Annotated in this window: 16 protein-coding genes; 13 read left to right on the top strand and 3 right to left on the bottom strand. The window is 73.4% G+C overall.

From position 1 onward, the window contains the following. Positions 1-71: 71 nt before the first annotated feature. Positions 72-563, bottom strand: a complete 492-nt coding sequence (locus tag DEI91_RS08895; protein ID WP_146244243.1) for a hypothetical protein — start codon at positions 561-563, stop codon at positions 72-74. A 76-nt stretch (positions 564-639) separates the two neighbouring features. Then, complete coding sequence (locus DEI91_RS08890; RefSeq protein ID WP_111051954.1) at positions 640-1,041, bottom strand: MerR family transcriptional regulator; 402 nt, start codon at positions 1,039-1,041, stop codon at positions 640-642. A 93-nt stretch (positions 1,042-1,134) separates the two neighbouring features. On the opposite strand from DEI91_RS08890, the gene DEI91_RS08885 reads away from it, so the two are divergent. The 3 genes from DEI91_RS08885 (at position 1,135) to DEI91_RS08875 (ending at position 3,891) form a co-directional block, all read left to right on the top strand. Further along, on the top strand, positions 1,135-1,836 hold the full coding sequence (locus tag DEI91_RS08885; RefSeq protein ID WP_111051953.1) for an SDR family oxidoreductase: 702 nt from the start codon (positions 1,135-1,137) through the stop codon (positions 1,834-1,836). 142 nt (positions 1,837-1,978) lie between these two features. Beyond that, complete coding sequence (locus DEI91_RS08880; protein WP_111051952.1) at positions 1,979-2,197, top strand: hypothetical protein; 219 nt, start codon at positions 1,979-1,981, stop codon at positions 2,195-2,197. Positions 2,198-2,301: 104 nt separating this feature from the next. Further along, positions 2,302-3,891, top strand: coding sequence for a Na+/H+ antiporter (locus DEI91_RS08875; protein ID WP_111051951.1), 1,590 nt, complete (start codon positions 2,302-2,304; stop codon positions 3,889-3,891). A 50-nt stretch (positions 3,892-3,941) separates the two neighbouring features. Here DEI91_RS08875 and DEI91_RS08870 read toward each other — a convergent pair whose 3' ends face one another. After that, the gene (locus DEI91_RS08870) at positions 3,942-4,571 is read right to left on the bottom strand and encodes a metal ABC transporter ATP-binding protein (RefSeq protein ID WP_258374364.1); all 630 of its coding nucleotides are present in this window, start codon (positions 4,569-4,571) and stop codon (positions 3,942-3,944) included. Positions 4,572-4,621: 50 nt separating this feature from the next. Between DEI91_RS08870 and aztB the strand changes: the two genes are divergently transcribed. The 10 genes from aztB to DEI91_RS08820 all read left to right on the top strand — a co-directional run bounded on the left by aztB (position 4,622) and on the right by DEI91_RS08820 (position 13,315). Further along, positions 4,622-5,536, top strand: a complete 915-nt coding sequence (gene aztB / locus DEI91_RS08865) for a zinc ABC transporter permease AztB (RefSeq protein ID WP_111051950.1) — start codon at positions 4,622-4,624, stop codon at positions 5,534-5,536. Further along, positions 5,461-6,672: an ABC transporter gene (locus DEI91_RS08860; protein ID WP_111051949.1), complete on the top strand. Its 1,212-nt coding sequence runs from the start codon at positions 5,461-5,463 to the stop codon at positions 6,670-6,672. Before aztB ends, DEI91_RS08860 begins: the two co-directional genes overlap by 76 nt. Then, complete coding sequence (aztC, locus tag DEI91_RS08855) at positions 6,669-7,598, top strand: zinc ABC transporter substrate-binding protein AztC (protein ID WP_111051948.1); 930 nt, start codon at positions 6,669-6,671, stop codon at positions 7,596-7,598. The genes DEI91_RS08860 and aztC overlap by 4 nt, the downstream gene beginning before the upstream one ends. 26 nt (positions 7,599-7,624) lie before the next feature. Further along, a complete protein-coding gene (locus tag DEI91_RS08850; protein WP_111051947.1) occupies positions 7,625-8,836 on the top strand; it encodes a hypothetical protein in 1,212 nt (403 codons plus the stop codon). 215 nt (positions 8,837-9,051) lie between these two features. Further along, positions 9,052-9,339, top strand: a complete 288-nt coding sequence (locus DEI91_RS08845) for a flagellar FlbD family protein (RefSeq protein ID WP_111051946.1) — start codon at positions 9,052-9,054, stop codon at positions 9,337-9,339. Between the two features lies 1 nt (position 9,340). Then, a complete protein-coding gene (locus DEI91_RS08840) occupies positions 9,341-10,153 on the top strand; it encodes a motility protein A (RefSeq protein ID WP_111051945.1) in 813 nt (270 codons plus the stop codon). Between the two features lie 2 nt (positions 10,154-10,155). Next, the gene (locus DEI91_RS08835) at positions 10,156-11,082 is read left to right on the top strand and encodes a flagellar motor protein MotB (RefSeq protein WP_111051944.1); all 927 of its coding nucleotides are present in this window, start codon (positions 10,156-10,158) and stop codon (positions 11,080-11,082) included. 66 nt (positions 11,083-11,148) lie between these two features. Continuing rightward, the gene (locus tag DEI91_RS08830; protein ID WP_111052129.1) at positions 11,149-12,030 is read left to right on the top strand and encodes a flagellar motor switch protein FliM; all 882 of its coding nucleotides are present in this window, start codon (positions 11,149-11,151) and stop codon (positions 12,028-12,030) included. After that, on the top strand, positions 12,027-12,740 hold the full coding sequence (fliN, locus tag DEI91_RS08825) for a flagellar motor switch protein FliN (protein ID WP_111051943.1): 714 nt from the start codon (positions 12,027-12,029) through the stop codon (positions 12,738-12,740). The genes DEI91_RS08830 and fliN overlap by 4 nt, the downstream gene beginning before the upstream one ends. A 5-nt stretch (positions 12,741-12,745) precedes the next feature. Continuing rightward, a complete protein-coding gene (locus DEI91_RS08820) occupies positions 12,746-13,315 on the top strand; it encodes a flagellar biosynthetic protein FliO (protein WP_111051942.1) in 570 nt (189 codons plus the stop codon). The last annotated feature ends 137 nt before the right edge of the window (positions 13,316-13,452 follow it).

The raw sequence follows: 13,452 nt of genomic DNA, 5'->3' as shown, positions 1-13,452 counted from the left end.
CCACCGGCCCAGGTCCTCCGCGAGGTCGGCGCCGGATCCGGCTCGTCACCGGAGTCTGGACGACCCCACCGTCATCGACCGAGCCGGACCACCGTGGTGGCGCCGTCCACCAGGCGGATCGTCACGTCGAGCACCGCGTCGGGGTCGCTCCGGCGGGGGAGGTCGAGCGCGTAGGACGTCGGTCCGAAGTCGGCCGTGCACGCCGGTCCGCCCTGCCGGCGCATCTCGACCTCGACGGCGGTGCCGCGCTGGTCGATGCCCGTCGGCGCGTGCGGGCAGCTCGACGACCCGTAGGTCGTGACGAAGAAGCTCCTGCCGGGTTCGACCCAGCCGACGGTCGGAGTGGTGTCCCCGGAACCGTCGATGCCGAGCGTCCCGGGTCCGGCGCCCGCGTACTCCTCGCCGATCACCGGCGGGTGCAGGACGCGGACCGCTGCCACGGCGACCGCGACGAGGACGATGAGCACGACGACCGCGAGAGCGATCCGTCGTGCGGTCCGCCCCGGCCCGGGGCGGGACCCACGGGCACCGCCCCCACCAGCGTCCGCCCCCGTCGACCCCATGCTCCGAGTGTCGCGGTTCGCCGCGCCACCGTCCAGCACCCGTCCGGTGGCCCGCGCGCCGGGAGCGTGCCGACCGTCAGGCAGCCGCGCTGCCCAGCGCCGCCGGATCGGTCCGCAGCGCGGGGCAGTGTTCGGGCGTCGGGTGCTCGCTGATGTGGATGACGTCGTCGAGCCGGTCCCGGGCCGCCGTGAGTTCTGCGAGCTGGGCCGTGATCCGGTCGCGCTCCTGCACGAGCAGGGCGAAGCTCTCGGGCGTCGCCCGGCCGGCGTCGACGCACGGCAGCAGTCGGACGATGGTGCGGCTCGGCAACCCGGCGGCGAACAGCTGCTGGACGAGCCGGACCCGCTCGACGGCGTCCGAGCCGTAGGTCCGCTGCCCGCTCGGGGTGCGGGTGGCGGCGAGCATCCCCTGCTCCTCGTAGTAGCGGAGCGAGCGGACGCTCACCCCGGTCTCGGCGGCGAGGTCCCCGATGCGCATGTCGTCTCCGTCCCGGGTTTGCCCCTGACACTGATGTGAGGTCCTACCGTACCCGAGCCGGAGCGGGACGGACCCGTCCGGCGGAAGGACACCATGGACATCACCGGATCGGTCGCACTCGTCACCGGCTCGAACCGCGGCATCGGGCGCCGCTTCGTCGAGCAGCTCCTGGAGCGCGGTGCCACGAAGGTCTACGCGACCGCACGCCGCCCCGAACTCGTCGACGTCCCCGGGGTGACGGTCCTGCCCCTCGACATCACCGACACCGCGTCGGTCGCCGCGGCAGCAGCCGCTGCGCCCGACGTCACCCTGCTGGTCAACAACGCGGGCATCTCCTCCTCCGGGTCGCTCCTCACCGACGACCTGGCCGACGCACGCCGCGCCGTGGACACGCACCTCTGGGGGACCCTCGAGGTGGTCCGCGCCTTCGCACCCGTCATCGAGCGGAACGGCGGCGGCGCGATCGTGAACGTCCTGTCGGCGCTGTCCTGGTTCGCCGCTCCCGGTGCCGGGGGCTACTCGGTCGCGAAGGCCGCGGAGTGGAACATGACGAACGCGGTCCGTCTCGAACTCGCGAGCCGCGGCGTGACGGTGCAGGGCCTCCACCTCGGTGCCGCCGACACCGACATGATGGCCGGGTACGACGGCGCGATGACCGACCCGGCCGACGTCGCCCGCGCGTCGCTGGACGGTGTGCAGGCCGGAGCCGCCGAGGTCCTCGTCGACGACTGGAGCCGCATGGTCAAGGCGTCCCTCGCGGGGGACCCGACGGCGCTGACCGACCAGCTCGGCTGACGACGGAGCGGACGGGAGGCCCGGCGGACGTCGTGCTCCGCGCCTCCCGTCCGACTGCGGGGACGGTCCGACAGCAGGGACCGTCCGACGGCGGGGACGGTCCGACGGCCGGGAAGGTCCGACGGTGCGCGAAGATGGACCGGTGGACGGACAGGGACAGCAACCGCGGTGGCGGACGACGTGGTCGATGGTGCAGGTCGGGGTGCTCACCGCGGCGGTGGTCGGGTGCATCGTGCTCCTCCTGACCGGTGACGGCACGCTCGACCGGGTCTACGCGGTCGCGCTCGTGTTCTTCGGCATCGCCCTGCTCGGTCACGTCACGTTCCTGGTCATCACGAAGCGGGCCGAGCGGAACCGCTGACCCGTGCGGGGGTCGGTCGGGCCGGGCGGTCCGGGCGCTCCGGGGTTCGTTGTGCGGACCAGGCGTGAGCCCCCACACCGATGCCCTGTCAGGCTGTCCTCCTCATGGAACTCATCGCACCCGAACTCGTCGTCGTGCTCGTGGTCGCGATCGCCGTCGCCACCGCGGTCTCGAACCGGCTGCGCGTCGCACCACCGGTCCTGTTGCTCGCCTTCGGCGCGGGCATCGCCTTCATCCCGGTGTTCGGGAAGGTGGAGCTGCCGGCGGACGCGGTGCTGCTGCTGTTCCTGCCGGCGCTCCTGTACTGGGAGAGCCTGACGATCTCGCTCCGGGAGATCCGCGCGAACCTCCGCGGCATCGTCCTGATGGGGACCCTCCTCGTCGTGCTGACGGCCGGTGGGGTGGCGACGCTCCTGCACCTGCTCGGCATGCCGTGGGGTCCGGCGTGGGTGCTCGGTGCCGCGGTCGCCCCGACCGACGCCACCGCGGTCGGTGCGCTCACGCGGTCCCTGCCGCGGCGCAACACCACGGTCCTCCGGGCCGAGTCGCTCGTGAACGACGGCACGACCCTGGTCATCTACGGCATCGCCGTGGCGGTGACGGCCGGGGAGCAGGAGCTCACCGTCTGGAACGTCTCCGGCATGCTCCTGCTGTCCTACGTGGGCGGGATCGCCGCGGGACTGCTCACCTCGTGGCTCGGGATGCTCGTCCTCCGGCGGGTGCACGCGGTCGTCCTCGAGAACCTGCTGACGCTGCTCGTGCCGTTCGCCGCGTTCCTCGCTGCCGAGGCCGTGCACGCGTCCGGTGTCCTCGCGGTCGTCGTGGCGGGGCTCGTCGTCAGCCAGGTCGCACCGAAGCTCGACCGGGCGGAGACCCGGCAGCAGGTGCGGTCCTTCTGGTCGTTCGCCACGTTCCTCCTCAACGGCGCGCTCTTCGTGCTCGTCGGCATCGAGGCGACGATCTCGGTCCGCGCCCTGACGGGCGGCGAGATCGCGGTCGGCCTCGGGCTGATCGGCGCCGTGTCGGTGGCGGTCGTCGTGCTCCGCTTCGCCTTCCTCAACCTCACCTGGGGCACGGTCCGGCTCGTCACGCTGCGGACGGGAGGCTCGCCCCGCGAAGGACACCGCGACCGGTTGGTGAGCGGGTTGACCGGGTTCCGCGGTGCGGTCTCACTGGCCGCGGCGGTGGCCGTCCCGCGGATGGTGGAGAGCGGCGGCGCGTTCCCGGACCGGGACCTCATCGTCTTCGTCACCGCCGGCGTCGTCGTGGTGACGATCGTCGGGCAGTCGCTCGTGCTGCCGGCGGTCGTCCGCTGGGCGGCGTTCGACGGCAGCAACGAGGTGGTCGAGGAACGTCGGTCCGCGGAGCGCGCCGCGATCGAGGCGGCGCTCGACGCCCTGCCGAAGTTGGCCCGCCGCGCCGGTGCCGACGCCGAGATCGTCGACCGGATCCGTGAGGACTACGAGGGCCACCTCGCGCTGGTGGAGGCCGAGGAGAGCCAGGACGACGACCACCCGCTCCTGCAGCAGCGGGGGACGGCGGTGGAGCTCGAGCTGGCGCTCGTGCGGCTCAAGGCCGCCACGGTGCTGCGACTGCGGGACGAGGGGGAGATCGACGACCTCGTGCTCCGGCAGGTCCGCGCCGAGTACGACGCCGAGGAGACCCGGTTGCTCCGGCTCGACCAGCGCGAGTGACCGGCGGAGCTGACCGAGCGGTCACCGTGCGGGTGCTCCCGACGCTCGCCTCAGGAGAGGGTGCCGCGGTCGAGCGTGAGCACCCGGTCGGCGGCGAGGAGCGCCTCGGGGTCGTGGGCCGCGTGCACGACGACCGCGCCGCGGTGGGCCTCGTCCCGGAGCGCGTCCAGCACCAGCCCGAGTGATCGGGCGTCGACGCCGGCGGTCGGTTCGTCGACGAGGAGCACCGCCGCCTGCTGCGCGAGTCCCATCGCGACGAGTGCGCGTTGCCGCTGTCCACCGGACAGCTCGGCGAGGGGGCGGTCGGCCAGCCCGCCGAGGTCGAGTCGTGCGAGTTGGTCGTCGACGACCGCGCGGTCGCGGGCGCGGAGGGGGTGCCACCAGGGGACCGAGGCCCAGCGCCCCATGCCGACGGCAGCGCGCACGGTGAGCGGCGGTCCCGGGGCCGACACCGACTGGGCGACGTGTGCGACGGACCGGTACGGCACTCCTTCGACGGAGCCCTCGGTGACGGGCAGGACCCCGGCGACGGTCTCGAGCAGGGTGGACTTGCCGGAGCCGTTCGCGCCGGCGACGACCGTCACGGAGCCGGGCGCGAAGACCGCATCGGCCCGGTGCAGGACGGTCCGCTCGCCGCGACGGACGGTCACGGAACGGAGGTGGACGGGTTGCGGCGACACCTGTGGAGGTTATCAGTAAAGAGAATCGTTCCCATGTAGGTTGGTCGACCGTGACCTGGCTGACCGACCCGTTCTCCGTCGACTTCATGCTCCGAGCCCTCGCCGCCGGAGCCACGGCCGCCGTGCTCTGCGCCGTCGTCGGGACCTGGGTGCTCGTCCGGGGGATGGCGTTCCTCGGCGAGGCGCTCGCGCACGGCATGCTGCCCGGCGTCGCGGTCGCCACCCTGACCGGCATCCCGGCCGTGCTCGGCGCCGCGGTGAGTGCGGGCGTGATGGTCGCCGGCGTGCAGGCGCTCCGGCGTCGCGGCGGGCTGTCCTACGACACCGCGATCGGACTGCTGTTCGTCGGCATGCTCGCGCTCGGCGTCATCATCGTCTCCGGGTCCCGGTCCTTCGCCACCGACGTCACCGCGATCCTGTTCGGCGACGTGCTCGCCGTCACCACCGCCGACCTCGGCACGCTCGCCGTCGCGGCCGGTGTCGCCCTCGCCGTCGCCGCGGTGTTCCACCGACCCTTCACGGCCGCGGCGTTCGACCCGCGCAAGGCGACGACGCTCGGGTTGCGGCCGCGGCTGGCCGAGGTCGTCCTCGTGGCGCTCGTGACCCTCGCCGTCGTCGCCTCCTACCGGGCCGTCGGGACGCTGCTCGTCGTCGGGCTGCTCCTGGCCCCCGCCGCGGCCGCCCGTGCGTGGACCCGCGGCGCCGGAGCGACCATGGCGCTCGGCGCGGTGTTCGGGGTGGCCGCGGTCACGACCGGTCTCCTCGTCTCCTGGCACGCCGGCACCGCTGCCGGCGCGAGCATCGCCCTCGTCGCGATCGTCGCCGTCGTCGTCTCGCACGGTCTCCGCCGTGCGACCCGTCCCCTCGTCCACCGTCCCCGGAAGGAACCATGCACCACCTCCGCACCCGACCAGCCCCGATCGCCGTCCCGGCAGCGCTCGGCGTCGCTGCCGCACTCTTCCTGACCTCCTGCTCGTCACCGGACGACACCTCGCCCGGCACTCCGGCCACCGACTCCGCGAAGCCGCACGGGTTCGTCGAGGGCGCGTCCGAGGCGTCCGAGCCCCAGCTGCGGCTCCTGCTCGTCGACGCCGAGGGGAGCGTGGCCGTCCACGACCTGCTCGCCGCCGAGACCGAGTCGCTCGACGACGTCCCGGCGCCCGAGCACGCGGCGACCGACGGCCGGTTCCTCGCCACGAGCGACGGGGAGCGGACGACGATCGTCGACGGTGGTTCGTGGACCGTCGACCACGGCGACCACACGCACTACTACGACGCCACTGCCCGTGTCGTCGGTGCCCTCGACAGCGGGGGACCGGTGTCGATCGCGTCGTCCGAGTCGACCACGACGCTCGCCTGGCCGGAGTCCGGCCGCGCGGTGGCCCTCGATCGCGACGCCCTCGGCCAGGGGGAGGTGCGGGAGACCGCGACGGTCGACCACGCCGGCGTGCTCCTGCCGCTCGGCGCACTCCTGGTGTCCGGAGACGGCGCGGGGGACCGCGTCCGGGTGCTCGACGCCGAGGGGGAGCCGACCGGTGTCGACACGGCCTGCAGCGACCCGGCGGGCGGCATCGTCACCCGTGTCGGTGCGGTCGTCGGGTGCGCGGACGGCGCGGTGCTCGTCACCGAGGACCCGGACGGCGGTGACCCGGTCGTCGAGACGATCGCCGCCCCCGCCGACGCAACCGCTCCGCGCGCGACCGACTTCGCGAACCGTACCGGCCGACCCACCGTGGCCGCCCTCGCCGGCGACACCGGGTACTGGTTGCTCGACACCCGGGAGCGCACCTGGCAGCACGTGCCGACCGACCGTCCCCTGCGGGAGGTCGTCGCCGTCGACGACGCCGACGAGCACGTGGTCGCACTGGACGCCGACGGCCGGGTCCTCGTCTGGTCGGACGGCGGGTCCGCCCCCGTGGCGACCGAGCCCCTCGTGACGGCCGCTGCCGGTGCGACGCTGCAACTCGACGCCCAGCGTGCCTACCTGGCCGACCCGGAGGGCTCCGTCGTGCACGAAATCGACTTCGCCGACGACGCCCGAGTCGCCCGGTCGATCGACGTGCCGGTCCGACCCGACGTGCTCGCCGAGGTCGGCCGGTGACCGGCGTCCGACGGTCCACGGTCGCCGTCGCCGTCGCCGTCGCGTCCCTGGCACTCGGTGCGACCGGGTGCACGGCCGCGGGGAGCGACGACCGGCCGCTCGTGGCGGTGACGACCAACATCCTCGGCGACGTCGTCGAGCGGGTGGTCGGGGACAGTGCCGACGTCATGGTGCTCATGCCACGCGGTGCCGATCCGCACTCGTTCGAGGTCTCCGCGCAGGAGGCCGCCCGGCTGCGGACCGCGGACCTGGTCGTCGAGAACGGCCTCGGGCTCGAGGAGGGCGTCGCACGCCACGTGGAGGCCGCTGCGTCCGACGGGGTCCGGGTGTTCACCGCGGGGGAGGCGATCGACGTGCTCGAGTGGACGAGTGAGGACGCCAGCGGCCCCGACCCGCACTTCTGGACCGACCCGGCACGCATGACGGACGTCGTGGACGCGCTCGGGCAGGAGCTCCACGACGTCCCGGGGCTCGACGACGAGGCGCTCGACACGGCGCTCGGGAGCTACCGGGCTGACCTCGACACGCTCGACGAGGACATGACGGTCGCGTTCGACGCGCTGCCCGAGGACCGCCGTGCCCTCGTGACGAACCACCACGTGTTCGGGTACCTCGCCGACCGGTTCGGCTTCCGCGTGGTCGGGGCCGTCATCCCGAGCGGCACCACCCTCGCCTCGCCGAGCGCCGCGGACCTCCGCGACCTCGCCGCGGCGATCGAGGCCACCGGCGTGCCGACGATCTTCGTCGACGCGTCCCAGCCCGCCCGGCTCGCCGAGGTGCTCGCGGACGAGGTGGACGTGCACGTGGAGATCCGGTCCCTCGCCACCGAGTCGCTCACGGCCGAGGGGGAGGGCGCCGACTCGTACCTCGAGATGATGCGCTCGAACACCGAGGCCATCGTCGACGGCCTGTCGACTGGCGAATGAGAATGAGAATCAATACAGTTCCGACCATGACGAAGAAGAACCTCCTCGCCCCGGCCGTGCTGCTCGGCGCGTCCGCCCTCCTCCTCACCGGGTGCGCCGGCTCGGGCGCACCCGCCGCCAGCGGCAGTGCGTCCGCCGGCGCCGACGCTGCCGGCGCCGACACCGGGCACCGCATCGCCCTGACGTACGACGGCGGCCTGCTCGTCCTCGACAGCGACCTGCAGGTCGTCGGGGACCACGGGATCGACGGCTTCACGCGCGTCAACCCGGCCGGTGACGACCGCCACGTGATGGTCACCGTCCCCGACGGGTTCCGCGTGCTCGACACGGCGGCCGGCACCAGCGCCGACTCCGCCCTGACCGACGTCACGTTCCCCGCCGACACCGGTGGGCACGTCGTCGTCCACGGCGACCGCACCGCGCTCTTCGCGGACGGCTCCGGCGACGTCACGACGTTCGACACCGCCGACCTGGCGAGCGCCGTCGAGGGCGGCGGACTGCCGGAGGTCGACACGACCGAGTCGGAGGCCGCCCACCACGGCGTCGCGATCGAGCTCGAGGACGGCACCCTCCTCACCACCATCGGCACCGAGGAGTCGCGCACCGGCGTCCGTGCGCTCGACGCCGACGGTCAGGAGACCGCCCGCTCCGAGGAGTGCCCCGACGTGCACGGCGAGGGTGCGGTGGCCGACGAGGTCGCCGTCTTCGGGTGCTCCGACGGCGCGCTCGTGTACCGGGACGGCGCGTTCGAGAAGATCGACGCACCGACCGAGTACGGCCGCAGCGGGAACCTGTTCACGACCGAGTCGTCGAGCATCGCCCTGGGCGACTACAACGACGACCCGGACTCCGAGGGCTACCTGCTCGACCAGATCGCCCTGATCGACGCCGCGTCGGGCGACTACCGCGTCGCCGACATGCCGGACGGGGTCGGCTTCACCTTCCGCGACCTCGCCCGCGGGCCCGAGGACTCCGCCGTGGTGCTCGGCAGCGACGGCGCCCTGCACGTGTTCGACGAGGAGACCGGCGAGGAGCTCGACAGCTTCCCCGTCATCGACGAGTGGGAGGGCCCCGCCGAGTGGCAGGACGCCCACCCGGCGCTGAAGGTCGTCGACGACGTCGCGTACGTCACCGACCCGGCCGAGCGCACCGTCACGGCGGTCGACCTCACCAGCGGTGACGTCATCGCCACCAGCGACCGCCTGCCCGGCGTCCCGAACGAGATCGCGGTCGTCTGACCGGTCCGCCGCGACCTGACGGACGGGAGGCTCGCCACCAGCCGGTGACGAGCCTCCCGTCCGTCGTCCGGTCGCCCCGGGCGAGCGCGCCTCGGCTCCGTCCGCACTTACGGGGACGCGCCGGGAGCCGATAGTGCGCACTGACCACCCACGGACGGGCGGTCGAACACCTGCCCCACGGACGGCGGCGGGTCGATCGAGAACCAGGACGGGCCATGATCGTCGTCACACGACTCAACGGCAGCGGATTCGCTGTCAACCCCGATCTCGTGGAGCGCATCCAGGAGACGCCGGACACGACGCTCATCATGGTCGACGGGGCGAAGTACATCGTCCGCGAGTCCCTGGCCGAGGTCATCGAGCGGATCGCCGCGTACCGCGCCCGGATCGTCAGCATGGCCTACGGGACGGACCTGCCGTCGGCGCGGGACCTGGCCACCACCGGGCCGCAGCCCACGCTCGCCCCCGTGGCGACCCTCCGCTCGCAGGACGGGGGGCGCTGAGGTGGACATCGCGACCATCATCGGGATCCTCCTGGCCTTCGGCGCCCTGTTCGGCATGGCGCAGATGGAGCACGTCGAGATGGCGGGGCTGTTCCTGCCCGCACCGATGCTCCTCGTGTTCGTCGCCACCATCGGCTGCGGCGTCGCGAGCACGACGCTGAAGGACGCCCTCGCTGCCTTCAAGACCGTCCCGAAGGCGTTCACCGGCAAGGTCACCCCGCCGCAGACGGTCATCGACGACGTCGTCGGGCTCGCCGAGACGGCCCGCGCGAACGGCCTGCTCGCCCTCGAGCAGGAGGCCGACAAGCACGACGACCCGTTCATGAAGAAGGCCCTGCAGAACATCGCCGACGGCACGGACGGCGACGAGCTCCGGATCCTGCTCGAGGACGAGATCGAGTCGAACGCGGCGCCGATGCGGAGCGCGAGCGCGTTCTTCATGGGCCTCGGCGGCTTCGCCCCGACGGTCGGCATCATCGGCACCGTCGTCTCGCTCACCCACGTCCTCGCGAACCTCGGCAAGCCGGACGAGCTCGGGCCGCTCATCGCGAGTGCGTTCGTCGCCACGCTCTGGGGCCTGCTCACCGCCAACTTCCTCTGGCTGCCCTTCGGCGGCAAGCTCCGGAAGCTCGCGCAGCTCGAGGCCGACCGACAGACGCTCCTCATGGAGGGCCTCCTCGCGGTCCAGGCCGGCAGCCAGCCGCGCCTCCTCGGGGAGCGGCTGACCGCGATGGTTCCGCCGAGCGCGCGCGGCGTGGCCGGCACGGGCGCGAAGAAGCGGTCGGACGCCGACGACCAGCAGCTGGCGGCCTGACCGTGAGCGCGAACCCCCGTGGTCGCGGACGCGGTCGGAAGAAGGGCGGCCACGAGGTCGAGCACCCCGACGAGCGCTGGATGGCCTCGTACATGGACATGATCACGGTCCTCATGTGCATGTTCCTCGTGCTCTTCGCGATGTCCTCCGTCGACCAGGACAAGTACATGGCCCTCAAGGAGTCGCTCGCCACCGGGTTCGGCGAGGTCGAGTCGCAGAAGATCGACACCGCCTCGGGGACCATCGTCACGAAGGACGAGGTCGAGGACGGCACGGGGTACTCCGTCGACAAGGCGCAGGCCGACCACTCCACGGCGGCGTCCGGCGCCGAGGACACGAACGCCGACCCGGCGTCCACCGTCGTGCCGGCGTCGGCGACGAAGGCCGACCTGGCGGCGGCGAAGGAGGAGCTCGACGACCTGCAGGCCATCGAGCGGGCCATCTCCGGGAACCTGCAGAAGGCCGGGCAGGACGCCAACGTCCAGTTCCGCCTCGACGCCCGGGGCCTCACCGTCCGGCTCGTCGGCAGCGACACCTACTTCGGCACGAACAGCGCGGACCTGTCCGAGCAGGCGAAGCGGATCATGGACGCGATCGCCCCGGTCCTGCGCGGCGCCGACCACGACGTCAGTGTCGAGGGGCACGCCGACAGCCGGAACTCCACCGCCCCGTACGCCACGAACTGGGAACTCAGCTCGGCCCGCGCGACCGGGGTGCTCCGGGACCTCGTCGAACGCGGACGGATGCCGGCAGAGCGCATCCAGTCCGTCGGGTTCGGGTCGAGTCGGCCCCTGGCGAAGGGGACCCGGGAGCAGGACCTCGCCCTGAACCGCCGCGTCGACATCGTCGTCCTGTCCAACGCCGACCAGGACGTCAGCGCCCTCATGCCGGCCCTCGCCTCCGCACAGGACGGAGCCCGCACCGGCTAGCACCACGCCGCCCCAGAAGAGGGGCCAGAGCTGACGGCCGCCCTCCGCCGGCCGAGAGTGCGCTTCGTGACCGAGACCCTGACCGCGCCCGAGGTGTACGACTTCGCGCGCCCGTCGACGCTCGCGCGCGAGCACGCCAGGGTCCTCGAGCTCGCCTTCGAGACGTTCGCGCGCCAGTGGGGCACGCAGCTCACCGCGAAGGTCCGCGTGCTCAGTCAGGTGACGAGCGACCAGGTCGCGATGATGACCTACGACGAGTACGCCGCGTCGCTGCCCGCGCTCACCGGCATGGTGCTGCTGCCGATCGAGGGTGTCGTCGCGAAGGGCGTCCTGCAGGTGCCGCTCGACGCCGCCCTGACGTGGGTGTCGCACTCCCTCGGCGCCTCGAAGCCGCTGCCCACCCCGGAGCGCACCTTCACGCCGATCGAGCAGGCCCTCGTCCGCCGACTCGTCGAGGACGCGCTCGACGACCTCCGCTACTCCCTCGGTGGGCTGCTCGACCGGCCGATCGCCGCCGGCGCCTTCCAGTTCAACTCGCAGTTCGCCCAGGCCGCACAGAAGTCCGACCTGATGATCGTCGCGTCCTTCGAGATCCGCGTCGGCGACCGCGTCGCCGACGGTACCCTCGCCCTCCCCGCCGAGGCCGTCCTGCCGCAGCTCGTCGACCGGCCCGCCGACGTCTCGACCGCCGACGCGAAGGCGCTCATCGACGCGCAGCTCGCCGCCGTGCCGGTCGGCGTCGCGCTGCGCTTCGCCCCCGCGACCGTCCTGCCCGCCCAGGTGCTCGGCCTCGCCGTCGGCGACGTCCTGCCCCTGCCGCACCCGCAGCACCGCCCGCTCACCATCTCCGTCGACGGCGAACCCGTCGGCACCGCCGCCGTCGGCGCGAACGGCTCGCGGCTCGCGGGCGTCGTCGTCACCACCACCGCATCGGAGCCGTCCGCATGACCGTCGTCACCTCCACGCTGCACACGACCGCCGCCGAGGCGCTCGCGAGCGCACTGCCCACCCCCGTCCCGCTCGTCGCGGTCGTCCAGCCGGGAGGCCCGACCCCCGACCTGCAGGCACGAGCGGTCGACGCCGTGGTCGCCTCGTTCGTCGGCGGCGTCTCCGCGGACCTCGCGGTGGTCCTGCTCGACCTGGGCGGCATCACCGCCGCCGGCGGCGTCGACTCCGGACTCGTCTCGGTGGCCGACGTGCTCCGTCCGTCGCTCGAGGCCGCGGTCGCACCGCTCGGTGCGGGCGTGCTCGGCGAGGGTCGCCGCGAGTCCGCCGCCGCGCTCGTCGCCGACCCGGAGACCGTCGTCTTCACCCTCAGCGGTGCCGGGGCACCGGCCGGCTGGGTCGCGGTCCGGATCCGCGAGAACGGCACGGTCACCGAGCCCGTCAGTGCCGCGCCGACCCTGCCGGCCGGCAACCTCGGCCGCATCAACAGCGTCGAGATGACCCTGACGGTCGAGATCGGCCGGACCCGGATGTCCGTCCGCGACGTGCTCGGCATGGAGCCCGGCGCGGTCGTCGAACTCGACCGTTCGGCCGGGGCCCCCGCCGACGTCCTGCTGAACGGCCGCCTCATCGCCCACGGCGAGGTCGTCGTCGTCGACCAGGACTACGCGGTCCGCATCACCAAGATCCTCGACGTCGCCGAGACGGTCTGACCCCGGTGGACACGCTCGTCATCGCGCTCCGCGTCGCGCTCTCCCTCGGCGTCGTGCTCGCCCTCATGTGGGTGTTGCACCGGCGCATGCAGAAGGGGCAGTTCGGCGCGTCGCGTGCGCGCGGGCGTCGGGCGGCCTCGGTCGAGGTCGTCGGCCGTCAGGCGATCGGCGGCAAGGCGAGCGTCGTCGTGGTCGACGTCGACGGCGAGCGGCTCGTCCTCGGCGTCGCCGAGCAGGGCGTGACGCTCCTCACGAGCGGGCAGGCGCCCGCACCGGAGCTGACGATCGTGACGGGTCCGGTCGCGCTGCCGACGGCCGACGCGTTCGGCGCGGAACTCGACCGGCAGGACCAGGCCGCACCGGGCCTCCCGGCCGTCGCGACCGCCCCGGCCGACGCCGAGGGACGAGTCACCGACCCACTGCCGCTCCGGCCGCGCGGCCGCCGTGCCCACCGGACGGTCCGTGCGGCGGACACGCGGGTCGTCCCGACTGCGGCCCAGCTGCAGGGGTCGATCCTCTCGGCGGACACCTGGCGCCAGGCGGCGTCGGTCCTCCGCTCGCGGCGGACCGGGTGAGCGCCGCCCGCACGGGCAGGCTCCTGCTGTTCGTCCTCCTCGGGCTGACGGTGGTCGCCGGCTTCCTCATGCTCACGACCACCGGAGCGCACGCCGCCGGCGTCGTCGAGCCCACCGCCCCCGCGGCGCCGTCCCCG

The sequence above is a fragment of the Curtobacterium sp. MCBD17_032 genome, assembly GCF_003234855.1.
GTDB lineage: Bacteria > Actinomycetota > Actinomycetes > Actinomycetales > Microbacteriaceae > Curtobacterium.
The sequence above is the reverse complement of the archived record's forward strand: the minus strand, read 5'-3'. Positions and strand labels throughout refer to the sequence as shown.

Bases quoted from the DNA above. Each gene is read 5' to 3' on its own strand.
- DEI91_RS08895 (WP_146244243.1), bottom strand. From the start codon at position 563: ATGGGGTCGACGGGGGCGGACGCTGGTGGGGGCGGTGCCCGTGGGTCC.
- DEI91_RS08890 (WP_111051954.1), bottom strand. From the start codon at position 1,041: ATGCGCATCGGGGACCTCGCCGCCGAGACCGGGGTGAGCGTCCGCTCG.
- DEI91_RS08885 (WP_111051953.1), top strand. From the start codon at position 1,135: ATGGACATCACCGGATCGGTCGCACTCGTCACCGGCTCGAACCGCGGC.
- DEI91_RS08875 (WP_111051951.1), top strand. From the start codon at position 2,302: ATGGAACTCATCGCACCCGAACTCGTCGTCGTGCTCGTGGTCGCGATC.
- DEI91_RS08860 (WP_111051949.1), top strand. From the start codon at position 5,461: ATGCACCACCTCCGCACCCGACCAGCCCCGATCGCCGTCCCGGCAGCG.
- DEI91_RS08850 (WP_111051947.1), top strand. From the start codon at position 7,625: ATGACGAAGAAGAACCTCCTCGCCCCGGCCGTGCTGCTCGGCGCGTCC.
- DEI91_RS08845 (WP_111051946.1), top strand. From the start codon at position 9,052: ATGATCGTCGTCACACGACTCAACGGCAGCGGATTCGCTGTCAACCCC.
- fliN (WP_111051943.1), top strand. From the start codon at position 12,027: ATGACCGTCGTCACCTCCACGCTGCACACGACCGCCGCCGAGGCGCTC.